The organism is Kitasatospora sp. NPDC001664 (assembly GCF_053596675.1).
Window position 1 is genome coordinate 34,104 of sequence record NZ_JBSFGS010000045.1, and the last position, 21,211, is coordinate 55,314.

The 21,211-nt window shown below is 72.9% G+C and carries 23 protein-coding genes; 13 read left to right on the forward strand and 10 right to left on the reverse strand.

The window, feature by feature from the left end:
* Positions 1–23: 23 nt before the first annotated feature.
* Positions 24–311, forward strand: coding sequence for a hypothetical protein (locus tag ACWCYY_RS37835; RefSeq protein WP_449798625.1), 288 nt, complete (start codon positions 24–26; stop codon positions 309–311).
* Positions 312–595: 284 nt separating this feature from the next.
* Positions 596–1,108: a hypothetical protein gene (locus tag ACWCYY_RS37840; protein WP_449798626.1), complete on the forward strand. Its 513-nt coding sequence runs from the start codon at positions 596–598 to the stop codon at positions 1,106–1,108.
* Here the strand turns inward: ACWCYY_RS37840 and ACWCYY_RS37845 are convergent.
* Both ACWCYY_RS37845 and ACWCYY_RS37850 read right to left on the reverse strand, forming a co-directional pair.
* The gene (locus ACWCYY_RS37845) at positions 1,090–1,344 is read right to left on the reverse strand and encodes a dsRBD fold-containing protein (RefSeq protein WP_449798627.1); all 255 of its coding nucleotides are present in this window, start codon (positions 1,342–1,344) and stop codon (positions 1,090–1,092) included. The two genes, ACWCYY_RS37840 and ACWCYY_RS37845, sit on opposite strands and share 19 nt — an antisense overlap.
* 93 nt (positions 1,345–1,437) lie before the next feature.
* Positions 1,438–2,328, reverse strand: coding sequence for a universal stress protein (locus ACWCYY_RS37850; RefSeq protein WP_449798628.1), 891 nt, complete (start codon positions 2,326–2,328; stop codon positions 1,438–1,440).
* Positions 2,329–2,820: 492 nt separating this feature from the next.
* On the opposite strand from ACWCYY_RS37850, the gene ACWCYY_RS37855 reads away from it, so the two are divergent.
* From ACWCYY_RS37855 to ACWCYY_RS37865, 3 genes are read left to right on the forward strand one after another with little or no spacing between them, the layout of a single operon-like run.
* The gene (locus ACWCYY_RS37855; RefSeq protein WP_449798629.1) at positions 2,821–3,810 is read left to right on the forward strand and encodes an Acg family FMN-binding oxidoreductase; all 990 of its coding nucleotides are present in this window, start codon (positions 2,821–2,823) and stop codon (positions 3,808–3,810) included.
* Entirely contained in the window at positions 3,807–4,463 is a 657-nt protein-coding gene (locus ACWCYY_RS37860; protein ID WP_449798630.1) for a CBS domain-containing protein, read from the forward strand. The genes ACWCYY_RS37855 and ACWCYY_RS37860 overlap by 4 nt, the downstream gene beginning before the upstream one ends.
* Before the next feature lie 37 nt (positions 4,464–4,500).
* A complete protein-coding gene (locus ACWCYY_RS37865; RefSeq protein ID WP_345285106.1) occupies positions 4,501–5,010 on the forward strand; it encodes a flavodoxin domain-containing protein in 510 nt (169 codons plus the stop codon).
* Between the two features lie 60 nt (positions 5,011–5,070).
* On the opposite strand, the gene ACWCYY_RS37870 is transcribed toward ACWCYY_RS37865, so the two are convergent.
* Both ACWCYY_RS37870 and ppsA read right to left on the reverse strand, forming a co-directional pair.
* Positions 5,071–5,412: a putative PEP-binding protein gene (locus tag ACWCYY_RS37870; protein ID WP_449798639.1), complete on the reverse strand. Its 342-nt coding sequence runs from the start codon at positions 5,410–5,412 to the stop codon at positions 5,071–5,073.
* Positions 5,412–6,944 carry a phosphoenolpyruvate synthase gene (gene ppsA / locus ACWCYY_RS37875; RefSeq protein ID WP_449798631.1) on the reverse strand — a complete coding sequence of 511 codons (1,533 nt, stop codon included), beginning with the start codon at positions 6,942–6,944 and terminating at the stop codon, positions 5,412–5,414. Before ppsA ends, ACWCYY_RS37870 begins: the two co-directional genes overlap by 1 nt.
* 352 nt (positions 6,945–7,296) lie before the next feature.
* Here ppsA and ACWCYY_RS37880 point away from each other — a divergent pair, with 352 nt between their 5' ends.
* From ACWCYY_RS37880 to ACWCYY_RS37895, 4 genes are all read left to right on the forward strand, one after another.
* On the forward strand, positions 7,297–7,575 hold the full coding sequence (locus ACWCYY_RS37880) for a hypothetical protein (protein WP_380149591.1): 279 nt from the start codon (positions 7,297–7,299) through the stop codon (positions 7,573–7,575).
* 366 nt (positions 7,576–7,941) lie between these two features.
* Positions 7,942–8,634 (forward strand): response regulator, encoded by a 693-nt coding sequence (locus ACWCYY_RS37885; protein WP_380149590.1) that lies wholly within the window; start codon positions 7,942–7,944, stop codon positions 8,632–8,634.
* 111 nt (positions 8,635–8,745) lie between these two features.
* On the forward strand, positions 8,746–9,039 hold the full coding sequence (locus ACWCYY_RS37890; RefSeq protein WP_345285203.1) for an SHOCT domain-containing protein: 294 nt from the start codon (positions 8,746–8,748) through the stop codon (positions 9,037–9,039).
* 9 nt (positions 9,040–9,048) lie between these two features.
* Positions 9,049–10,044 carry an Acg family FMN-binding oxidoreductase gene (locus tag ACWCYY_RS37895; protein ID WP_345285205.1) on the forward strand — a complete coding sequence of 332 codons (996 nt, stop codon included), beginning with the start codon at positions 9,049–9,051 and terminating at the stop codon, positions 10,042–10,044.
* Positions 10,045–10,051: 7 nt separating this feature from the next.
* Here ACWCYY_RS37895 and ACWCYY_RS37900 read toward each other — a convergent pair whose 3' ends face one another.
* The gene (locus tag ACWCYY_RS37900) at positions 10,052–11,770 is read right to left on the reverse strand and encodes a sensor histidine kinase (protein WP_380149589.1); all 1,719 of its coding nucleotides are present in this window, start codon (positions 11,768–11,770) and stop codon (positions 10,052–10,054) included.
* 211 nt (positions 11,771–11,981) lie between these two features.
* On the opposite strand from ACWCYY_RS37900, the gene ACWCYY_RS37905 reads away from it, so the two are divergent.
* Together ACWCYY_RS37905 and ACWCYY_RS37910 are read left to right on the forward strand one after the other, a co-directional pair.
* Positions 11,982–13,025: a zinc-dependent alcohol dehydrogenase family protein gene (locus tag ACWCYY_RS37905; RefSeq protein WP_449798632.1), complete on the forward strand. Its 1,044-nt coding sequence runs from the start codon at positions 11,982–11,984 to the stop codon at positions 13,023–13,025.
* Positions 13,026–13,054: 29 nt separating this feature from the next.
* Complete coding sequence (locus ACWCYY_RS37910) at positions 13,055–13,756, forward strand: helix-turn-helix domain-containing protein (protein ID WP_449798633.1); 702 nt, start codon at positions 13,055–13,057, stop codon at positions 13,754–13,756.
* Here ACWCYY_RS37910 and ACWCYY_RS37915 read toward each other — a convergent pair.
* Complete coding sequence (locus ACWCYY_RS37915) at positions 13,707–14,429, reverse strand: universal stress protein (RefSeq protein ID WP_449798634.1); 723 nt, start codon at positions 14,427–14,429, stop codon at positions 13,707–13,709. The genes ACWCYY_RS37910 and ACWCYY_RS37915 overlap by 50 nt on opposite strands.
* Before the next feature lie 75 nt (positions 14,430–14,504).
* Positions 14,505–15,176: a CBS domain-containing protein gene (locus tag ACWCYY_RS37920; protein ID WP_345285213.1), complete on the reverse strand. Its 672-nt coding sequence runs from the start codon at positions 15,174–15,176 to the stop codon at positions 14,505–14,507.
* Between the two features lie 208 nt (positions 15,177–15,384).
* On the opposite strand from ACWCYY_RS37920, the gene ACWCYY_RS37925 reads away from it, so the two are divergent.
* Complete coding sequence (locus ACWCYY_RS37925; RefSeq protein WP_449798635.1) at positions 15,385–15,999, forward strand: hypothetical protein; 615 nt, start codon at positions 15,385–15,387, stop codon at positions 15,997–15,999.
* Positions 16,000–16,188: 189 nt separating this feature from the next.
* Positions 16,189–17,202, forward strand: a complete 1,014-nt coding sequence (locus ACWCYY_RS37930; RefSeq protein WP_345285217.1) for a zinc-dependent alcohol dehydrogenase — start codon at positions 16,189–16,191, stop codon at positions 17,200–17,202.
* 45 nt (positions 17,203–17,247) lie between these two features.
* On the opposite strand, the gene ACWCYY_RS37935 is transcribed toward ACWCYY_RS37930, so the two are convergent.
* The 3 genes from ACWCYY_RS37935 to ACWCYY_RS37945 all read right to left on the reverse strand — a co-directional run.
* Positions 17,248–19,116, reverse strand: a complete 1,869-nt coding sequence (locus ACWCYY_RS37935) for a PAS domain S-box protein (protein ID WP_449798640.1) — start codon at positions 19,114–19,116, stop codon at positions 17,248–17,250.
* Positions 19,117–19,319: 203 nt separating this feature from the next.
* Positions 19,320–20,165 carry a pyruvate formate-lyase-activating protein gene (gene pflA / locus ACWCYY_RS37940; protein ID WP_449798636.1) on the reverse strand — a complete coding sequence of 282 codons (846 nt, stop codon included), beginning with the start codon at positions 20,163–20,165 and terminating at the stop codon, positions 19,320–19,322.
* 78 nt (positions 20,166–20,243) lie between these two features.
* Positions 20,244–21,211: pyruvate formate lyase family protein (locus ACWCYY_RS37945; RefSeq protein ID WP_449798637.1), on the reverse strand; the 968-nt coding region annotated here is incomplete at its 5' end.

The window sequence follows — 21,211 nt, forward strand, 5'->3', positions numbered from 1 at the left end:
TCCTGCTGCGCAGTGCCGGGCTGGTGCACCTGGTCGAGTACATCGTCGATGCCACCGACGCCGAGCGCCACCACCTCAGCGGCCCGCCGGATCCCGCCCTCCATCAGCTGGCGTTGAAGCTGCTGCACGCCACAGCCGGGCGGGCGGTCCTGCTGACGGACAGCCAGGCAGCGGCAACCGCCGGGCACCGGGCCGGATTCGGCCACGTCATCACCATCACCGATGACCGGGGCGCGGACGGGGAGACCGTCGCCGGCGCCGGATCGGCGGCGGACCTGGAGTCCGTCGTTCTGCGGCCCGGCACAGGGTGACCGCTGAGTGCCAGCGGCTCAGTGGCTGCCCATCAGCAGCGCGACCCGTACCCGCCGGAAGCCCGAGTCCGTCCACTGCCCACGGCCTCGGACGGCCCGTCAGCTCGTCCGCCCGCCTCATCCCTTCCGCCCTGACCGACGATGCGGTCCGGGTAGCGGCCTGCGCGTCGCCCATTGGAGTGGAGCTCGGTGTCGCTCTCCGCACGGTAACCGGTCCGTTCACGAACGGCGTGCTCGGATGGATCGGCCATCAGGCCGATTCCGTGACGATCCTGGAGCTACCCGTGCGACGTCCCCTGTTCCTCAAGCAGCCCTTCCCCGTCGCCGTCGCCGCGCTGGTGATCGGGGCGACAGCCGCGATGGGCGTGCCGGCGCTGGCGACCGGTGAGGACCGGGTGGACACCCACCGTTCGGTCAGGGTGGCCGTCATCCCCGACCTCGTCATCGACAGCGTGGCAACGCCCCTGGCGGGCGGCGCCATTCCGGAGGTCGGCGTCCCCTACGCCACCAAGGCCACCTTCAAGGCCGCCCGGGGCAGCGACGCCGGTACCGCGTACGGTCTCTGCACGAAGATGACCGTCGGCTCGGACGCCGATTCCGTCTACTGCACGCTCCAGCTCAAGTTCGACGAGGGTTCGGAGATCGCCATCGCCGTGCTCGCGTCCGTCGCGCACGAGGGGGTCACGCTCAAGCAGTTCACCGGCTCCGTCATCGGTGGCACGCTCCGCTTCTCCGACTCCACCGGCAACGCCAACTTCAGTGCCAACTCGGACGGCGGCTACGACCTGATGTTCTGAGCATCGCGAACCTCCCAGATCCGCACGAGGTCGACCAGGGCGCGTCCGGCGGCGAACTCGTCGCCGACCTCCGGTACGGGTGCGTCGTTCGGACCGCGCCGGGCGGTGGTGCGGCTCTCCAGGGTGTCGTCGCCGGTGTCGAGGACGGCGTGCACCTTGGTGACGTCACCCTCCTCGAAGAGGTCGAGGCGGAGTGTCCACCGTTCGGTGCGGGCCGGACCGGTGTGCGTGGTCATGTCGGAACCTGTCCCTTCGTCTGCGGGCGGGCTCGACCGGGGTCGCTCCGGACGGCGGCGCAGCCTTCGCCGAGCATGGTCCTCGGTCGTCGCTCAGTCGCTGGGGACAACTGCGACAGGGCAGGACGCGTGGTGGACCGCGGCGTGGGCGACCGGGCCCAGGCGCGGGCCCAGCGGTGCGTGCCGGGTACGCCTGCCGACGACCAGGAGGCCGGCCTGCGAGGCCGTCTCCAGCAGTGTGTAGCCGGCGCTGCCCATGATCGTCCGGGGGATGACCTCGACCTGCGGGTACTTGTCCCGCCACGGCCGCAGCGCCTCCGTGAGGGCTTGGGTCTCCGCCGCCTCCGGCAGGTCCCCCATCCCCGCGATCACGCCGTTCGCCAGGGAGGTGCCGACCGGAGGCCCCCAGACGTGCACCACCCGCAGCGGCGCCGAGCGGAGCTGGGCGGCCTCGAAGCCGAAGGTGAGCACCGCGTCGTAGGGGTGGTGCAGGTCAAGGCCGAGGACGACGTCCCGGAACGGGGTGCCGGTGGACGGCCGGCCCTCCGCATCCGGCTGGTGTTCGCCGGCATCGGTGGCACCGGCCCGGACCAGCACCACCGGACAGGCGGCCCGGCCGAGGACGTCCTGACTCACCGAGCCCACCAGGAAGCCGTGGACCGTACTGAGCGCGCGCGAGCCGAGGACCAGCAACGCGGCCTGCTTGGCGGCTGCTTCCAAGGCGGCCGCCGGCTCGTCCGGCACGTGCACGCCGGACACTTCCAGGCCGGTGAGCCGGCCCTGGAGTTCGAGCTGCTCCCGGCTGAGCCGTCGCCTGGCCCACCGCACGGCGTTCTCGCCGCCGAGTTCATGGTTCTCCGACCACGGCCAGGCCTGGACCAGTTCCAGGGGCAGCCTGCGGCGCAGGGCCTCCCTGGCCGCCCAGTCGACGGCGGCCGCGCTCTCGGGTGATCCGTCGAATCCGACGACGACCTGTCCTTGCATGATGTCCTCCTGCTGCCGAGTGCTCCGTCAGACTGGATGGTCATTTCCACCGTGCACCGTGCGGTGGGGGCGGGCCAGGGGCCGACCGGCCCTGGTCGCCGGTCCGGTCCGCCCCTGCCGTATGCCCCTGGACCGGCGGGAGCATGGGGTGCCCAGGGGTCTCGTCCCCACAGCAGCGGCTGGAGCGGGAAGGCCGGTTCCCCCCGACAGCACCTGGGCGCCGGCGAGATCCGCTCGCCCGGCGAGGGCCTCGCTGCCGAGCACGATCGGTCGGCGTGTGCCGGCGGATGTCACACCGCCGCTACCAGCGGTGCGTTGTCGGCAGGGCGCAGCGACCCCGACCGGGGTGGGCCGCGAGACGGCATGTCACGCCAGGGCCGGACGGCCCTTCGAAGCGGACCTTGGGCCCCTCGGCTGCTGTCCGCGCGAGGCGCACCCTGAAGGCAGATCGCGCCAGCGTGATGCCCGCAAGGGGGCAAGGAGATGTCCGCCATGACCGAGCCGTCGCTGACCCTCACGGAGTTCCGGCTGCTGGCCGCCGCAGGCGGAGCCGCGCCCTCGCTCCACAACAGCCAGCCCTGGCGCTTCCGCCCGACTGCCGACGCGCGCGGCCTCCAGGTGTACACAGACCCTTCGCGCGCCGTGCCCGTCACGGACCCGGACGGCCGGGCCCGGTACCTCTCGGTGGGCGCGGCGCTGCTCAACCTGCGCCTGGCTGCGGGCCGTCTGGGCCGGGAGGCACGGGTGCGGCTGCTGCCGGACCCGGCGGCCCCGGAGCTGGCGGCAGTGCTCGACCTCTCGCGGCCGGCGGGCGCGCCGGATGAGGCCGAGCTGTACGCGGCGATCGGACAGCGCCACTCCAGCCGTCGGCCGTTCGCCAACCGCGACGTGCCGGAGGCCGTGATCGGGGAGCTGATCGCGGCCGCCGGCGCCGAGGACGTGGTGCTCTCCTCGCTGGAGGAGGCGGGCGTGCGCCGGGTGCTGGCACTCACCGCCGACGCCGAGGAGCGGATCGCCGCCGATGTGGCCCGCCACGCCGAGACCCGGAGCTGGCTGCGCCTGGAGGAGCCCGCCACCGACGGCATCCCGGCCGCCGCGCTCGGCCCGCTGGACCACGAAGTCCGGGTGCCCGTACGGAGCTTCACGGGAAATCCCCGGACGATGCCGTCCGAGCGCTTCGAGGCCCTGCCCCAGGTGTGCACCCTCACCACCCGCGGCGACCTGCCGGCGGACTGGCTGCGCGCCGGTCAGGCGCTGGAGCGGGTCTGGCTGCTGGCGACGGCCCGCGGTGTGCGGGCGAGCGTCCTGCACCAGGCGGTCGAGTGGTCCGACACCCGCGGACTGCTGCGCGATCCGGCCGAGGGCCCGGGCCACGTGCAGCTGGTGATCCGGATCGGCTACGGCCATCCCGGGACGCCCTCTCCCCGCCGGCCGGTGGCGGAGATCCTCGATCTGACGGCCTGGCAGGAGGATCCGCGATGAGGCACCGCACCGTCGGCGAGATGATGACCGGTGAGGTCGTCCGGATCGCGCCGCAGACCGGCTTCCACGAGATCGTGGCCCTGCTGCGCGAGTTCGACATCACCGCCGTCCCGGTCGTGGCCGACGACGGGCATCCCGTCGGAGTCGTCTCGGAAGCCGACCTGATGCGCGTCCAGGCCGCTCAGGAGGACCCCAGCGGCCTGCTTCCGGCACCCGAACTCCCGAGCGGCGGTGCGGTCACCGCCCAGGAGCTGATGACCAGCCCCGCCGTGTGCACCACCCCCGACGCCAGCGTGGTGGCCGCCGCCCGGCTGATGGGGCGTCACCAGGTCAAACGTCTACCGGTGGTGGACGAGAACGGCCGGCTGGTGGGCGTGGTCAGCCGCAGCGACGTGCTGCGCGTCTTCCTGCGGGACGACCAGGCGATCCGCCGGGAGATCGTGGAAGAGGTCCTCGGCCTGACCGAGGGCGTCAGCCCCGCGGCCGTCGGGGTCGAGGTCGCACAGGGCCGGGTCGTGCTCAGCGGTGCCATCACCCCGCCCTACCTGCTGCCGATCGTGCTGCGGCTCTGCCGTGCGGTGGACGGCGTGGTCTCCGTGACCGACCGGACCGGGCAGCGGGACGAGGCGCTCTCGGCGGGTGTCGAGCAGTGACGACAGGAACGGATCGGCACGGATGAGGAGCCCCGTCATGGACAGGCAGAAGATCCTGGTGGCGTACGGCAGCAAGCACGGCGCCACCGCCGGCATCGCGGACGAGATCGGCCGGGCGCTGAGCCAGGACGGCTTCGAGACGGCCGTCGTCCCCGCCGCAGAGGTGCGGGACGTCTCGGAGTTCGACGCGGTGATCCTCGGCAGCTCGCTCTACGCGGGCCACTGGCACCGTGACGCCCTGCACTGCGCCCACCGCAACGCCGAGGCGCTGACGGGCCGTCCGGTCTGGCTGTTCAGCAGCGGCCCGGTCGACAGCTCGGCCGAGCAGCACGACATCCCGCCGGTGCCGGCCGCGGCCAGGGAGATGCGGCACCTGCACGCGCGGGGGCACACCACGTTCGGTGGCAGCATCACGACCGAAACCCCCGGCCGGCTCGCCCACAGCCTGGTCAAGCACGGCAGGGGCGGTGACTTCCGCAGCCCGGAGCACATCCGGCGCTGGGCTCACGAGATCGGGGAGGAGCTGCGCACCCTGAACACGCCGTAACCCGATCTCGACGGCGGCCCACTGTCCCGGCGCGGCCCGGGTCTCAGGGGGCCGCCACGTTCAGGCCGCTGCGGACTCCGCGGCGGCCACGTGCTGCTTGACAGCGGCGAAGCTGTCGGGGGTCACGGAGACCGAGTCTCGATGCTGCGGGTGACGGCCGGGTTTGCGTTCGTCGAAGAGGTGGGCGAGCAGGTCGGAGTCGCGGTCGACGCCGAGGGTGAGCTGGGTGAGGTCGTTGCTGCCGATGGAGAAGCCGTCGAAGCGCTCGGCGAGCAGGATGCTGGCGGGGATCTCGGCCATCACGTACACCCGCAGACCGTTCTGACCACGGGTCAGCCCGTTGCCGGCCATCACCGCGAGGACCCGGTCGGCCTCCTGCGGGGTGCGGCAGAACGGGATCATCACTCGGGCCAGCGCGACGCGGCGATCCTGGCGATGCCCTGGGCGAGGCGGTCCACGAAGTACTCGGTGCGGTCGCCGTACCCGTCCGAGAGCGAGTCGACCCGGCGGCGGTCCTCGGCCGTGAGCCGCTCCGGGTGCACCAGTGCCATCGGGTGCACCCGGACCTGGTGGGCCACCATGAACTCCATCCGGGCCAGCCCGACGCCGTCGGCGGGCAGCTGCCACCAGCGGAAGGCTGCGGCCGGGTCGGCCAGGTTGAGCATCACCTTGGTACGGGTGGCCGGCAGCGAGCCGAGGTCGGTCTCCGTCTCCTCGAAGTCGACGCGCCCTGCGTAGACATGGCCTTCGGCGCCTTCCGCGCAGGAGACCGTCACCTCCTGACCGTCCGTCAGTACCGAGGTGGCCCGGCCGGTGCCCACCAGTGCGGGTACGCCGAGCTCACGGCTGACGATCGCCGCGTGCGAGGTGCGCCCGCCGTGGTCGGTGACGATCGCGGCGGCGCGTTTCATCAGCGGTTCCCAGTCCGGGTCGGTGATCTCCGTGACCAGCACCGCGCCGGCCGGGAAACGCTCCAGCTCCACCGGGCTGTCCAGAGGGCACACCGGTCCGGCTCCCACGGCCTCGCCGACCGCGATCCCGTCCACCAGCCGATCGCCCGTGCCGGTCAGCCGGTAGCGGCGCAGTACCGTGCCGCGTCGGCGGGACTGCACGGTCTCCGGCCGTGCCTGGACGACGAACAGCTCTCCGGTGCGGCCGTCCTTGGCCCACTCCAGGTCCATCGGGCACCCGTAGTGCCGCTCCACCGCCACCGCCCACTCGGCGAGTCTGCGGACCTCGCCGTCGTCCAGCACCCGCCCGGCCCGCTCGCGCGGCGACGTGTCCACCGACCGGGTGAGGCCGCCGTCGGCGTACACGGCCTTTGTCCGCTTGGCGCCGACCGAGGGCTCCAGCACGGGGTTCAGCGCAGGGTCGTTCAGGGCCGGTCTGAACACCACGTGCTCGTCCGGATCGACCTGCCCGCTGACCACCGTCTCGCCCAGCCCCCACGCCGCACTCACCACGACCACCTCGCGGAAGCCGCTCTCCGGGTCGAGGGTGAACATCACCCCGGCACCGCCCAGGTCGGAGCGGACCATCAACTGCACCCCGACCGACAGCGCCACCGCGAGGTGGTCGAAGCCCAGGCGCTCCCGGTAGTCGATCGCCCGGTCGGTGAACAGCGAGGCGAAGCAGCGCCGGCACGCGTCGAGAAGGGCCGCACGGCCCCGGACGTTGAGATAGGTCTCCTGCTGCCCGGCGAAGCTGGCCTCGGGAAGGTCCTCGGCCGTCGCGCTGGAGCGCACCGCCACGTCCGGATCCGTCCGACCTGCACGGCGCGCCAGCTCCTCGTAAGCTCCGGCCAGCTCGTGCTCCAGACCGGGTGGCAGCGCGGTGGACAACACCGCGGCACGGACCGCGGCTCCCACCTCCGGGAGCGGCGCGCCGTCGTGCAGGCGCGCCAGCTCCTCGGCGAACCAGATCACGCGGCGCATGGCTGCTCCCGGAGTGTGTTCAGTACGGCAGTGGACGGCCCGACGGGGTCCGCAGGTCCAGCGGCGGACGCGGTCGGGGCCGAGTGGAGGGCCGGGCAGTGATCCTGATCCGAGACATTGCGCTCACCTTCTCCGTCACGGCCTCGACCGCGGTGCGCGGGAGTCCCGCTGTCCCCACGATCGTTCTCCCCCACGACCAGCTGCAGGGGGCGGCCGACCCGGTTCACGCTCCGAGCAGGCCAGTGCGATGGGGCCGACCGGCCCACCCGGGCAGTGCTCGTCGGCCCTGGCCCCCGCCGCGGGAGCGAGGTGTGCTGGTCACACAGTGCAACCGCCGAAACGGAGGACGGTCATGCGCAGCACCTTGCTCCCGCACCAGCAGAGCCTGATGCGCACCGGTGGCGGCCGGACCATCGCCGTCTCCCGCCTCACCCCGGGCGTCCTGCCCCCGCAGGTCGGGCCGATCCTCCTGGACGTGTCCTGCGAGCCGTACGACCGGGCGACCCTCTGGGCCCCGCTGACGCCCGAGGAAGCCAGGCAGCTGGCCGGGCTGCTGCTCCAGCAGGCCACCGCCGCCGAGAATCCGTCGGCCGGGCACGCCTATGACCAGTCAGAGCAACACCGTCGGTGACGCGACGACCCATGCGGTCGTCGCCATGGCCCGTCCGAGCAGTCCGTGCTGGAGCGGCTGGTTCGCGCGGTACCGGCCGTGGTCGACGTCGAGATCAGGCTCGTCTCTCCGCTCCGAGACGCCTTTGCGGCGGCTCGCCGGTCACCACGGGCCGGGTTCATCGACGCCCCGCACGCGGGTCCCGCCCACAGCCCCGCCAGAGCGAAGTACCCGCCGATGGCGATCGCCGCGTTGTGACCGATGTTCCTCGCCCCCTCCGCTGCCCATCACCGGCCCTCCCCACGGGCTCGGCGTGCCGCTGCGGCGAGCACGGTGCTCGCACAGAATCGAGGCAGCGGATCCAAGCCCTGTCCGAGGAGTACAGCGATGGACGTCACCGAGCCCCGTGAGTCCGACCGTCCCGTGCGGGTCTTCCTGCTGGACGACCACGAGGTGGTCCGCCGCGGGGTCCGGGATCTGCTGGAGGCCGAGCCGGACATCGAGGTGGTCGGGGAGGCCGACAGCTGCGCCCAGGCGCTGGCCCGGGTGCCCGCGCTGCGGCCGGACGTGGCGGTGCTGGACGTGCGGCTGCCCGACGGCGACGGGGTGAGCGTCTGCCGTGAGCTGCGCGACCGGGTGCCCGGGCTGGTGTGCCTGATGCTCACGTCCTTCGACGACGACGACGCGCTGCTGGACGCGATCATGGCGGGGGCCGCCGGGTACGTCCTCAAGCAGGTCAAGGGCGCCGACCTGGTGCAGGCGGTGCGGACGGTCGCCTCCGGCCAGTCGATGCTCGACCCGGCCACCACTCGCAAGCTCATGGAGAGCCTGCGCCACCACGACGAGGGCGAACCCGACGTCGCCCTGGCCCAGTTGACGCCCCGTGAGCGCGAGATCCTCGTCCTCGTGGGGGAAGGGAAGACCAACCGGGAGATCGGCAAGGAGCTCTACCTCGCCGAGAAGACCGTCAAGAACCACGTCTCGCGCCTGCTCGCCAAGCTGGGCGTCGAGCGCCGGCTCCAGGCCGCCGTCCTGGCCGCCCACGCCGAGCCCGACCAGCACCCGGGCCGCCCGCACTGACCCCCTCGGCCCGGGAATCAGGGCCGACCGGCCCAAGCTGCGGGAACAGCACCCGGCGGACAGTGGGGGTGAGAGCACCAGCTCCCGTCCCACCCGCCTTCGGAGCCCGCCATGAGGTACTGGAACGACCACGGCATGAACGGCTGGGCAATCGGCCTGATGACCGTCAGCATGGTGCTCGTCTTGGGGCTGATCATCGTCGTCGGCCTCGCCCTGGTCCGCCGACTCGACCGCACCCCGCAGCAGCACCCCGGCGCCCTGCCCACCCACACGGCCCCGCCGGACCCGGAGCAGCTGCTCGCCGAACGCTACGCCAAGGGCGAGATCGACACCGACGAGTACCGCCACCGCCTGGAGACGCTCCGTCAGGAGCAGCGCCCCGGTTCCGGCTCCGAGCGCACCTGAGAGGCCGTCATGTCCGCCCCCGCCCACACCCCGGCCCTGGACGCCGCCACCCTGGAGAAGCTGATCTCCGCCGCGGTGGCCGCGCCGTCCGTCCACAACAGCCAGCCCTGGCGGTTCCGGCTGCGGCCCGAGTCCTCGACCCTCGACGTACGCGCCCAGCGGGAGCGCTTGCTGCCGGTCACCGACCCGGCGGGCCAGGCCCTGCACATCTCCGTCGGCGCCGCCGTCCTCAACCTCCGCGTCGCCGCCCGCCACCTGGGCTGGGCGCCGCAGGTGCGGCTGCTGCCCGACTCCTCCGACCGCGACCTGCTGGCCTCCGTCGAACTGGACCGCCGCTCACCCGCCGCCCTGCCCGCCACCGCCGCACTGTTCGAGGCGATCTGGCACCGGCACACCATCCGCACGCCGTTCACCGCGGAACCCGTCCCACCCGCGGTCCTGGACCAGCTGGCTCGCGCCGCCCGCGCCGAAGGGGCGGTCCTCCGGTTCCCGGACCGGGCCGAGACCGACCGGCTGCTCACACTGACCGCCGAGGCCGAACGCCACAACACCACCGACCCCCAGCACAGCAGCGAGAGCCGCGCGTGGATCCGAGGGCCTGAAGCCGCCTCCTACGGCATCCCCGTCGCGGCACTCGGGCCGCAGGACCGGACCGGGCACCTCCCCATGCGGGACTTCTCCGCGCTCCGCCCCGACGGACACCTGCCACCCGTCGCCTTCGAGACCGACCCCCGCCTGGCGGTGCTGACCACCAGGGGCGACCAGCCCGTGCACTGGCTGCGCGCCGGCCTGGCGCTGGAACACGTCCTGCTGGCGGCGACCGTCCACCAGGTCCGCGCCTCACTGCTGCACCAGGCGATGGAGTGGCCGAGGCTGCGTTGGGCGGCCCGCGATCCCGGGCAGGGGCCCGAGCACGTCCAGATGCTGATCCGGCTCGGCTACGGACCCGAAGGCACGCCGACGCCCCGCCTCCCGGCCACCGATGTGCTGGAGCCCGGCAGCTGACAGCCTCTCAATCCCCCAGCGGCACCCGCCAGAGCAGCTCCGTTCCCCCCTCGGCGAGCGCGCGGGCCTCGAAGCTCCCACCGAGTGCGGCGGCCCGGTCGGCCAGGTTGGCCAGACCGCTGCGCCGCCCGCCGGCCGGCAGGCCGCAGCCGTTGTCCGTCACCGTGAGCACCAGCTCCTCCCCGGCCTCCACCGTCACCTCCACTCCGGTCGCTCGCGCGTGCCGGGCAGCGTTCGACAGCGCCTCTTCCAGCACCGCGAGCATTTCGTCGGCGACCTGCGCCGGAACCGTCACGTCCAACAGGCCGGTCATCCGCAGGCCCGGTGCGAATCCCAGGACCTCCGCTGCCCGCTCGACCACCTCGACCACCCTCGCCCGTACCCCTCTGGCTGCCGGTCCCGCCTCCTTCGCCCGCAGGCCGAAGATGGCTGCACGGATCGTCTTCGACGTCTCGTCCAGGTCGTCGATCGCGCGCAGCACCCGGTCGGTTGCCTCCGGGTGGTCGATGAACCGAGTCGCCCCCTGCAAGGTCATCCCGGTGGCGAACAGCCGCTGGATGGCCAGGTCGTGCAGGTCCCGGGCGATCCGGTCGCGCTCCTCCAGCATCGCCAGTTGCTCGGCGTCCCGCCGACGCTCCGCCAACTCCATCGCCACCGCCGCCTGGCCGGCGAATCCCAGCAGCGGGCCCGACTCGTCCTCCTCGAACAGCGGCGCACCCGCCGCCCGCGCCAGCATCAGCACACCCCGCAGACCGTGCTCCGCCGTGCCGATCGGCACCGCCACCGCGGGCCCGAGCCCGTCCCAGCGGGGCGGTCCCGCCGTGATCCGGGGATCCTTGCGGACGTCAGCGCTCACCACCAGCCCACCGGTGCGGGCCGCCGCCCCGACGAACGAACCCTCCAAGGGCACCACCAGACCACGATGCTGCCGCTCCCCGATTCCGACGGCGATCCGCACCTCCAGCTCGTCCGAGCCCGTCACCGGCGCAGCGACCACCGCCAGGTCCGCCCCCGCCACCTCCGCCGCCCGCGCCACCAACAGGTCCAGCACCTCCTGCTCGGAGCTGCCCGACAGCAGGCTCCGCGTCACCTCGGCGCCGGCCGCCAACCACCGCTCCCGCAGCCGGGCCTGGGCGTAGAGCCGGGCGTTGTCGATCGCCACTCCGGCCGCCACGGCGAGGGTGGCCAGCACCGCCTCGTCCTCCGCGTCGAACTCGCCCCCGTCCCGCTTCTCGGCCAGGTACAGGTTCCCGAACACCTTGTCCCTGATCCGGATCGGCACCCCGACGAAACTGCGCATCGGCGGATGACCGGACGGGAACCCGGACGAGGCTGGGTGGTCGGCGATGTTCGCCAGCCGCAGCGGCACCGGGTGGCGGATCAGCTCCCCCAGCAGGCCGTGGCCCGAGGGCAGCGGACCGATCCGCTCGATCTGCTGCTCCGTCACCCCGACCGGAATGAACTGCGAGAGCCGTCGATCGTCACCGATCACCCCCAACGCCCCGTACTCGGCGTCGACCAGAGTCACCGCGGCCTCCACGATGTGCCGCAGCGCCTGGGTCAACTCCAGGTCCCGGCCGACCGCGAGCACCGCCTCCAGCAGGCTGTGCACCCGGTCCCTGGTCCCCCTGGCCGCGTCCAGCCGGACCTGGAGCTCGTCCAGCAGATCGTCCAGTCGCAGCTGCGGCAGCGGCACCGGGTCCTCTCCTGCTGCTGCTTCGCCCACCGGGTCCTCCAGGGCACTAGCGGCGTTACGCGGACCTGCTTCCCAGCCTAGGGGGCCCGGTCCCGCACCGCTTCGGATCATCGTCGGCCGACAGGGCCATCCGGCCCAGGACCCGGCCCACCCGGCCCTGGGCACCCCCTCGCCCACCGGCAACCCTGGAAGGGACAGGGGCAGCGACCCGGCCGGAACTCCACGAGGGGTGAACGCGACCATGAAGGCACTGACCTACCACGGACCGGGCCGGCGGACCTGGGGAGAGGTCCCGGACCCGGTCGTCCGGGAACCGGAGGACGCCGTGGTCCGGGTGGACGCCGTGACCATATGCGGCACCGATCTGCACATCCTCAAGGGCGACGTGCCCGAGGTCACCGAGGGCCGGGTGCTCGGTCACGAGGCCGTCGGCACCGTGGTGGAGACCGGCCCCGGGGTGCGCACCGTCGCCCCCGGGGACCGGGTGCTGGTCTCCTGCATCTCCGCCTGCGGCCGCTGCCGGTACTGCCGGGCGGCCGTGTACGGCCAGTGCACCGGCGGCGGGGGCTGGGTCCTCGGCCACCTGGTCGACGGCACCCAGGCCGAGTACGTCCGCACCCCGTTCGCCGACAACTCCCTGCACAAGCTGCCCGAGGGCGTCACCGACGAGGCGGCCCTGCTGCTCGCCGACATCCTCCCCACCGCCTACGAGGTCGGCGTCACCAACGGCCGGGTCCGGCCCGGCGACACCGTCGTGGTGGTCGGCGCGGGACCGATCGGGCTCGCCGCCATCACCACCGCGCGCCTGTTCAGCCCGCGCGAGGTCATCGCCGTCGACCTGGCACGGACCCGGCTCGACGCCGCGAAGCGGGCCGGCGCCGACACCGTCCTGGACGCCCGGGAGGTCGACGCCGCCGCGCTGCGCGCACTCGGCCCCGACTCCCTGGGAGCCGACGTGGCGATCGAGGCCGTCGGGATCCCGGAGACCTTCGAGCTGTGCACCCGCGCGGTCCGGCCGGGTGGCCGGGTGGCCAACGTCGGGGTCCACGGCCGACCGGCCGTCCTCCACCTGGAGGAGCTCTGGATCCGGAACCTCACCATCACCACCGGCCTGGTCGACACCCGCAGCACCCCGCTGCTGCTCGACCTGCTCGCCGAGGGCCGCCTGGACACCGACGGTCTGGTCACCCACCGCTTCGGGCTCGACGAGATGCAGGACGCCTACGACGTCTTCGCCGACCCCGACACCAGCGGCGCCCTGAAGGTCGCCCTCTTCCGCACCTGATCCTGACCGGTCGTCACCAGGAGGACACCGTGAGACGCCCACCCCTCCCGAGCACACCCGCCACGTCGCCGGTCGACCCGGCCGCGGTGGGGCGCCGCATCGCCGAGCGGCAGCACCTGCTCGGCCTCACCGACGGGGCACTGTGCCGACGGGCCGGGGTGGCGCCGGCCTACCTCCGGCTCGTTCTCACGACGGACGCCGGGTTCGACCCCGAGAGCCTGCAGAGGATCTCTGCCGCGCTGGGCCTGAGCCCCCGAGAGCTGCTCGAAGGACCGGACCGTCCGCCCCCCGGCCAGGGCCGGGCCCCGGCACATCCGGCCCTGGTCCGCCTGACCCTCCGTCAGTGTTGGGCGCTGATCGGCGCCGGAGGCATCGGACGCGTCGCCCTGCCCGGCGCGGCCGGCCCGGCCGTGCTCCCCGTCAACTACGCCGTCGACACCGGATCGGTGGTCTACCGCACCAGCCCGCACGGTGGTGCGGCACCTGTGCCGGGCACCGCACTGTCCTTCCAGGTGGACCAGATCGACGACCTCGACGGCACCGGATGGAGCGTGCTCCTCACCGGCACCGCCGAACCGGTCGAGGACCCGGCGGAGGTAGCCCTGCTGTCCGCCGGCCCGGGAGTCGAGCCGTGGGCCGGCGGCAGCCGGGACCTGTGGATCCGGATCCGTCCCGGCACGGTCACCGGCCGCCGGATCGGCACGGTCGACGCAGACGGCCACCTCGACTGAGCCGGCGGCTCGCGACCCGGACCTGCGGGTACCTGCCCCGCCAAGGGCCCGCGGCGTCCCGGAGCCGGGCCCGCTCCGCCGCGCTCAGCAGGCGTCTGGTCTCGGCCCAGGACACCTGTGGCCCCGTCAGGAACCGCGCGGTGAACGGTGTCCAGGCTTCCAGTGCCCGGAGGACCGCTCCCCGTGACGCGGTCGGTCCGAAGGCGAACTCGGCCACCGTCGGGCTCACCCGGTCGACGTCGATCCCGAGCACCACCCCGCCCGCACCCCACAGCGCCCCGAACGGCGCCGGGACCAGGACCACCGGGCACGACGCGCGGGCGGCGACCCGCGGGCCGACGGAGCCGACCGGCCGCCCCGGCAGGCCCGGCAGGCCCGGCAGGCCGTACGACCTGCCCGTGCTCAGCACCACGATCCCGGCGCGCCGGGTCAGTCCGGCGAGCATCCGTACGGGGTCACCCACCAGGTGGTGCAGCCGGGCTCGGGCCGCCGGCAGAGCGGCCGCCGCCCGGGACCACTCGTCCGTCTGGGGCGCTCCGTCCTCCAGGGGTGCGGGCGCCACGTGCACCAGGTGCAGCAGAGCCCGTCGACGGCCCGCCTCTCGTGCGGCCCACCGGACCGCGGCCTCGCTCTGCGGGGAGCCGTCGACCCCCACCAGCACCGGAAGTGACATGGTCTGATCCTCCGTCCTGCCCTTGCGGTCGGCCCCGGCTGCGCCAGAGCGTCCGGGCCGACCGGCCGGGCCGGGTCAGCCCGCGTGCGCGGTACAGGTCTCGTCGGCGCGGACTGCGAGATAGCTGACGACCCCGACCACACCGTCGACACCGCGGCACAGCCGTTCCACGACCGGCAGTTGACTCCGGTGGTCGACGGTGCCGCCGAGGGTCACCTCGCCCTCCTCCACCTTGACGTCGAGGGCGTCCAGGGGGAGGCCCAGCACACCGGCCAGGATCTCGGTCCGGATCTCCTCGCGGATCGCCCGGTCCTGGCGCAGGAAGACGCGCAGCAGATCGCTGCGGCTGACGATGCCCACCAGGCGGCCCGCCTCGTCCACCACCGGGAGGCGCTTGAGGCCCTTGCCCTGCATCACCCGGGCCGCCTGCACCACCGTCCACTCCGGGCGGGCGCACACGGCCGGGCTGGTCATCAGCCCCTCGGCGGTGGTGGCCCGGCTCTTGAGTTCGTCGCGGGGCTGGAGGCGGGGAGTGAGCAGCAGGCCGGACGGGTCCTCCTCCGCGGCCTCGTTGACGAGCAGGTCCGCCTCGGAGACCAGGCCGAGCGGCCGGTCCTGGTCGTCGACGACCGGTACGGAGGTGATGTCGTGCTCGGCGAGGAGGACGGCGATCGCCTTGAAGCCGGTGTCCGGCCGTACGTGGACGACGGCGGAGGTCATCAGTTCTCCCACGATCCGGTGTCGCATCGTCGGTCTTCCTCTCGTGCGGTCTGCGCGGGACCGGAGCGGCCGTTGCAGGGCGGATGCCTCAACCATCCAGGTCCGACGCGCAAGGGCGAAGGGCCGAGAGGGCCACCGTCCCGGGACCTTCAGCACCTCACCGATCGAGCGGAGCCGGGCTGAGGATCGGACAACATCCCACTCACACAGCTGAGTTGACCGAGGAGAGCACACCATGGCCGTCCACCACGCCCCCGCGTCCCGCATCGCCCGGCTCGGCGCCAGGCTTCGGCACACCGCACACGCGCCCCGGGTGGCGGTGGGCACCGCCACCGTCACGGCCGCGCGCGTCCTCGCCGCCGCGCGCATCGGGCTCGGGTTCGTCTTCCTCTGGGCCTTCCTCGACAAGGCCTTCGGCTGGGGCTACGCCACCCCCGGCACGCGGTCCTGGATCAACGGCGGCTCCCCCACCAAGGGCTTCCTCAGCCACGTCTCCGCCGGTCCGCTCCGGTCCGCCTTCCGGCACCTGGCCGGCCAGACCTGGGCGGACTGGCTGTTCATGCTCGGCCTGCTCGGCATCGGTGTCGCACTGATCGGCGGCTTCGCCCTGCGGATCGCCGCCGGCGGCGGCACCCTGCTGATGGTGCTGATGTGGGCCGCCGAGTGGCCGCCCGCCCGTCACCTGGTCGACGGTGCGGCCAGCGGCTCGACCAACCCGGTCATGGACTACCACCTGGTCTACGCCCTGCTCCTGATCGCCCTCGCCGCGACGGGTGCGGGGGGCACCTGGGGCGTGGGCAGCCGCTGGGCCGACCTGCCGATCGTCCGGGAGCACGCCTGGCTCCGCTGAGCGCCTCGCCTCGCCTCGCCTCCCGGAGCGCAGCACCTCGATCCGGTGCTGCCTCGGGAGGCACACGGCCGTCCGGCCCGGAGCCGTACCCCGTTCGGCCCTCGCGACGAGCTCCGGGGGTTGCTGGGATGACAGAGGACAGGGCCGGGCGGATCCCGGCCCGTCACCGCAGAGCATGAGGAGACCACCATGAAGACCGCCGTGGTCCGGGAGTTCACCGGGCCGATCACCGTCGAGGACCTCCCCCTGCCGACACCCGCCGCACACCAGGTGCGGGTCCGGATCGAGGCGAGCGGTCTGTGCCACACCGACATCCACGCCGCTCACGGGGACTGGCCGGTCCGACCCGTGCTGCCGTTCGTCCCGGGCCACGAGGGGGTCGGTCTCGTCGACGCCGCCGGCGCCTCGGTCCGTCACGTCAGGGTCGGCGACCGCGTCGCCCTCCCCTGGCTCGCCGAGGCCTGCGGCCGCTGCGACCACTGCGTCTCCGGCTGGGAGACCCTCTGCCTCGCCCAGCACAACACCGGCTACTCCGTCGACGGCAGCCACACCGAGTACGCCCTCGCCCACGGGGACTACGTGGTCCCCGTCCCGGACGGCGTCGACCCGCTGGACGCCGCGCCCCTCACCTGTGCGGGTGTCACCACCTACAAGGCCGTCAAGGTCGCCGGTGCCCGGCCCGGCACCCGGGTGCTGGTCTCCGGCATCGGCGGTCTGGGTCATCTGGCCCTGCAGTACGCCCGGCTGGCCGGCGCGGAGACGGTGGCGGTGGACGTCACCGACGACAAACTTGCCCTGGCGCGCGAGCTCGGCGCCGACCATGTGATCGACGCCAGGACCACCGACGTCGCGGCCGGGGTACAGGCACTGGGCGGCGTCGATGCGGCGATCGCACTGGCCGTCAGCAACGACAGCTTCCGTGCCGCCTACGGCTCGTTGCGCCGGGGCGGCACCCTGGTCCTGGTGGCCCTGCCCGCCGAGGGGGTGCTCGAACTCCCGGTGTTCGACACGGTTCTGAACGGCACCAAGGTGGTCGGCTCGATCGTCGGGACCCGCCAGGACCTCGCCGAGGTGTTCCGGCTGCACTCCCTCGGCCGCACCCGGGTGGTCCGGGAGAGCCGACGGCTGGAGGACATCAACACGGCCGTCCAGGAGGTCCTGGCCGGCAAGGTCTCCGCACGCCTCGTCTTCGATCTGCGGTGACCGGGCTCCGCCCGAGGTCACCGAGCCCTCCGCGTCGGCCCGGGCTCAGTCGATCGCCAAGGTGAACCAGACCGTCTTCCCGGTGGCGGTCGGACGGGCGCCCCATCCGCTGGCGAAGGACTCCACCAGCGACAGGCCGCGGCCGTCCTCACTGGTGCTCTCGGCCAGGCGAGGAACCGGCAGGGAGGGGCTGGTGTCCGCGACCTCCACCGTCAACTCCCTGGCCGTACGGTGCAGGCGCACCCCGATCGGTCCCTCGGCGTGTCTGACCGCGTTGGCGATGAGCTCGGATCCGAGCAGACAGGCCGCGTCCTCGGCCTCGGAGCAGGACCACTCCCGGAGGGTGGCCCGCAGGAACCGGCGGCCGAGGGAGGCGGAGGTCGGGAGCGCGGGCAGTTCCAGGGCGGCGGTGGCCAGCGGCGGCGCGGGCAGCTGGGCGAGGAGCAGGGTCACGTCGTCCGCGTACCGGTCCGTCCCGGGCAGCATCACCCGGAGGACCCGGTCGGCCACCACCTCCAGGTCGGGGGTGCGGATGAAGGAACGCTCCAGCTCATGGCCCAACGCGGAGATCTGGAAGCCGAGATCGCTCTCGGGGGTCTCCACCAGACCGTCCGTGTACAGGACGAGGGTCGAGCCGGGCGGGACGGTCATCGTCGCCTGCTGGTGCGGGACGTCGCCCACTCCGAGCGGGACGCTGACCGGGGCGGCGAGTTCGCGGACCGTGTTGTCCGGCAGGACCACCAAGGCCGGCAGATGGCCCGCGGAGCAGATCGACACCTCGCCGGCGGTCGGGTCGATCACCAGGTAGCAGCAGGTGACCAGCTGGTCCGGCAGGTCGGCGACCACCGCGTCCAGTGCCTGCATCAGCTGCCGCGGCGGCATGCCCGTCTTGGCCAACGCATGGGCCGCAGAACGCAGTTGCCCCATGACCGCAGCGGCCTCCAGCCCTCGTCCCATGACGTCGCCGACGATGATGCCGATGCGCCCCGCCCCGAGCGGCACGAGGTCGAACCAGTCGCCGCCGACACCCGCTCCCTCGGTCGAGGCCAGGTAGCGACTGGCCGTGCGCATCCCGGGGATGTCGGGCGACTGGCCCATCAGGCTTCGCTGCAGGGTGAGCGCGATGTGGCGCTGCTGCTGGTACAGCCTGGTCAGCTCGAGCTCGGCCCGTTTGCGGTCGGCGACGTCACGGACGATCGCGGACGCACCGCAGATCGCACCGTACTGGTCCCGGGTGGGCCAGAGGGTGATGTCCACGTCCAGCAGCCGCCCGGAGGCGGCCAGCCGGAGCGATTCGTGGTTCTCCACCCGCTGGCCCCGGGCGAGCCGCTCCAGCAGGGCGGTCACCTCCTCCTTGCGGTCCGCGGGTGCCAGTACCCCCATGTGACTGCCGATCACCTCGTCCTGGTCGTAGCCGTACAGGCGCTGTGCCGCGGCGTTCCAGTAGGTGATCCGGCCGTCCAGGGTGGAGGTGATGATCGCGTCCTGCGAGGACTCCACCAAGGCGGCCAGTTCGCTGATCCTGGCCTCCGCCGCCTTGCGGTCGCTGACGTCCCGGATGGCCGCCGAGACCAGCAGGCCGTCGCCGGTCTCCAAGGGGCTGAGGCTGATCTCGACCGGGAACTCGGTGCCGTCCCGGCGCAACCCGTACAGGTCGAGCCCCGAACCCATCGGCCGCGTCCGCCGGGTGACGGTGTATCCACTGCGGTGCCGCGGGTGGTGCGCGCGGAACCGCTCGGGCAGCAGGGCCTCCACCGGCCGGCCTAGGAGCTCCTCCCTGCGGTAGCCGAACAGCGCCTCGGTCTGCGCGTTGACCAGCCGGATCACCCCGCAGTCGTCCACGATGACCATGGCGTCCGGGGCGGACTCCAGCAGGCCCCTGAACCGCTGCTCCGCGGCGCGCAGTTCGTCCATGTCCCGGTCGGAGGCGGCCTGCGGGGGGATCGTCACCGCGTCCGCGCCACCTCGTTCCGTGGGATCGCCGGATCGGTGAGTGTGAGGGGTGACCATGCCTCGTGACCGTACCGAAGGCTTCGGCCCGCCTGGACGCGTATTCGAGAACCGGTACAGAGTGGATCGTTTCAGCGCTTTTCCGTCGTTTCCTGATTGTGGTGCCGTCAGACGGCGTTGAGGCCGTGGCGGGTGAAGACGCCGCGGGCGGCGGCCACCTGCTCGGGGGTCGGCGAGGGGGTGCCGGCCAGCGCGAAGTCCTGGCCCAGGGCCTCGTACTTGGCCGCCCCCAGCTTGTGGAAGGGCAGCACGTCCACCCGGGTGACGTTGCCCAGCGAGGCGGCGAAGCCGGCCACGCCTTCGACGTTGTCGGCCGGGTCGGTCAGCCCGGGCACCAGCACGAAGCGGACCCAGACCTCCTTGCCGAGGTCGGCGAGGCGCCGGGCGAAGTCCAGGGTGGGCTCCAACGGCCGTCCGGTGACCTTGCGGTAGAGCTCGCGGTCCCAGGACTTGATGTCCAGCAGGACCAGGTCGACGTCGGCCAGCAGTTTGTCGGTGGCCCGGGTGCCGAGGAAGCCGGAGGTGTCCAGGGCGGTGTGCAGGCCGAGTTCGTGCTTGTAGCGGTGGAACAGCTCGCCGGCGAAGGCGGGTTGGAGCAGCGGCTCGCCGCCGCTGATGGTGGCGCCGCCGCCGGAGGCCCGGATGAAGGTGGTGTACTTCGCGGCCTCGGCCACCACCGCGTCGGCGGTGGTGCGCTTGCCGTTGCGCATCTTCATGGTGTCGGGGTTGTGGCAGTACAGGCAGGTGAGCGGGCAGCCGGCCAGGAAGGTGACGAAGCGGGTGCCGGGCCCGTCCACCCCGGTGGAGAGGTCCCAGGAGTGCACCGAGCCGGAGATCGGCCGCTGGGTGGCGGCGCCCGCCGGGGTGGTGGCACAGCCCTCGGTCAGGGGCTCCTCGGCGGTGGGATCGGCGGGCGGGCCGAACGGGATGTCGGTACCGAGCATGACGGCCATGGCAGGACCTCCTGGAGGGTTCCGCGGAGGCGGCGCCGGAACGGTCGGGGACCGGCGCCGCACTCCGAGCAGCTGGGGTCAGAGCGACCCGTGGAAGGTCCGGTTGAGCACGTCGAGCTGCTGTTCGCGGGTCAGCCGGACGAAGTTGACGGCGTATCCGCTCACCCGGATGGTCAGCTGCGGGTAGTTCTCCGGGTGCTCCATGGCGTCCAGCAGCGTGTCGCGGTTGAGCACGTTGACGTTCATGTGGAAGCCGTTGGAGGCCATGTAGCCGTCGAGGACGCCCGCGAGGTTCCTCACCCGCTCCTCGGGGGTGCGGCCGAGCGCGTCGGGGGTGACGGTGTTGGTCAGCGAGATGCCGTCCTCGGCGTGCTCGTACGGCAGCTTGGCGACCGACAGGGCGCTGGCCACGTAGCCGTGTGCGTCCCGGCCGTTCATCGGGTTGGCGCCCGGGGAGAACGGCTCGCCGGCCCGGCGGCCGTCGGGGGTGTTGCCGGTCTTCTTGCCGTAGACCACGTTGGAGGTGATGGTCAGCACCGACTGGGTGTGCTCGGCGTTGCGGTAGGTCGGGTGCTTGCGCACCTTCTTCATGAACTCCTCGACCAGCCAGACCGCGATGGAGTCCACCCGGTCGTCGTTGTTGCCGTAGGCCGGGTACTCGCCGTCGATCAGGTAGTCGGTGACCAGGCCGCTCTCGTCCCGGACGGGGGTGACCTTGGCGTGCTTGATGGCCGAGAGCGAGTCGGCGGCCACCGAGAGGCCGGCGATGCCGCAGGCCATGGTGCGGCGGACGGCGCGGTCGTGCAGTGCCATCTCGATCCGCTCGTAGGCGTAGCGGTCGTGCATGTAGTGGATGACGTTGAGGGCGTGGACGTAGGTCTCGGCCAGCCACTCCATCTGCTGGTCGAAGCGGGCCATCACCTCGTCGTAGTCGAGGACCTCGGAGGTGATCGGGCCGCTGGCCGGGCCGACCTGGGCGCCGGACTTCTCGTCCCGGCCGCCGTTGACCGCGTACAGCAGGGTCTTGGCGAGGTTCACCCGGGCGC

Excerpts from the sequence above, each read along its gene's own strand:
- ACWCYY_RS37915 (WP_449798634.1), bottom strand. The coding sequence starts at position 14,429 with ATGTCACTTCCGGTGCTGGTGGGGGTCGACGGCTCCCCGCAGAGCGAG.
- ppsA (WP_449798631.1), bottom strand. The coding sequence starts at position 6,944 with ATGCGCCGCGTGATCTGGTTCGCCGAGGAGCTGGCGCGCCTGCACGAC.
- ACWCYY_RS37870 (WP_449798639.1), bottom strand. The coding sequence starts at position 5,412 with ATGATCCCGTTCTGCCGCACCCCGCAGGAGGCCGACCGGGTCCTCGCG.
- pflA (WP_449798636.1), bottom strand. The coding sequence starts at position 20,165 with ATGGCCGTCATGCTCGGTACCGACATCCCGTTCGGCCCGCCCGCCGAT.
- ACWCYY_RS37860 (WP_449798630.1), top strand. The coding sequence starts at position 3,807 with ATGAGGCACCGCACCGTCGGCGAGATGATGACCGGTGAGGTCGTCCGG.
- ACWCYY_RS37930 (WP_345285217.1), top strand. The coding sequence starts at position 16,189 with ATGAAGACCGCCGTGGTCCGGGAGTTCACCGGGCCGATCACCGTCGAG.
- ACWCYY_RS37905 (WP_449798632.1), top strand. The coding sequence starts at position 11,982 with ATGAAGGCACTGACCTACCACGGACCGGGCCGGCGGACCTGGGGAGAG.
- ACWCYY_RS37850 (WP_449798628.1), bottom strand. The coding sequence starts at position 2,328 with ATGCAAGGACAGGTCGTCGTCGGATTCGACGGATCACCCGAGAGCGCG.
- ACWCYY_RS37935 (WP_449798640.1), bottom strand. The coding sequence starts at position 19,116 with ATGGACGAACTGCGCGCCGCGGAGCAGCGGTTCAGGGGCCTGCTGGAG.
- ACWCYY_RS37845 (WP_449798627.1), bottom strand. The coding sequence starts at position 1,344 with ATGACCACGCACACCGGTCCGGCCCGCACCGAACGGTGGACACTCCGC.
- ACWCYY_RS37925 (WP_449798635.1), top strand. The coding sequence starts at position 15,385 with ATGGCCGTCCACCACGCCCCCGCGTCCCGCATCGCCCGGCTCGGCGCC.
- ACWCYY_RS37865 (WP_345285106.1), top strand. The coding sequence starts at position 4,501 with ATGGACAGGCAGAAGATCCTGGTGGCGTACGGCAGCAAGCACGGCGCC.
- ACWCYY_RS37880 (WP_380149591.1), top strand. The coding sequence starts at position 7,297 with ATGCGCAGCACCTTGCTCCCGCACCAGCAGAGCCTGATGCGCACCGGT.
- ACWCYY_RS37855 (WP_449798629.1), top strand. The coding sequence starts at position 2,821 with ATGACCGAGCCGTCGCTGACCCTCACGGAGTTCCGGCTGCTGGCCGCC.
- ACWCYY_RS37895 (WP_345285205.1), top strand. The coding sequence starts at position 9,049 with ATGTCCGCCCCCGCCCACACCCCGGCCCTGGACGCCGCCACCCTGGAG.
- ACWCYY_RS37890 (WP_345285203.1), top strand. The coding sequence starts at position 8,746 with ATGAGGTACTGGAACGACCACGGCATGAACGGCTGGGCAATCGGCCTG.
- ACWCYY_RS37885 (WP_380149590.1), top strand. The coding sequence starts at position 7,942 with ATGGACGTCACCGAGCCCCGTGAGTCCGACCGTCCCGTGCGGGTCTTC.
- ACWCYY_RS37920 (WP_345285213.1), bottom strand. The coding sequence starts at position 15,176 with ATGCGACACCGGATCGTGGGAGAACTGATGACCTCCGCCGTCGTCCAC.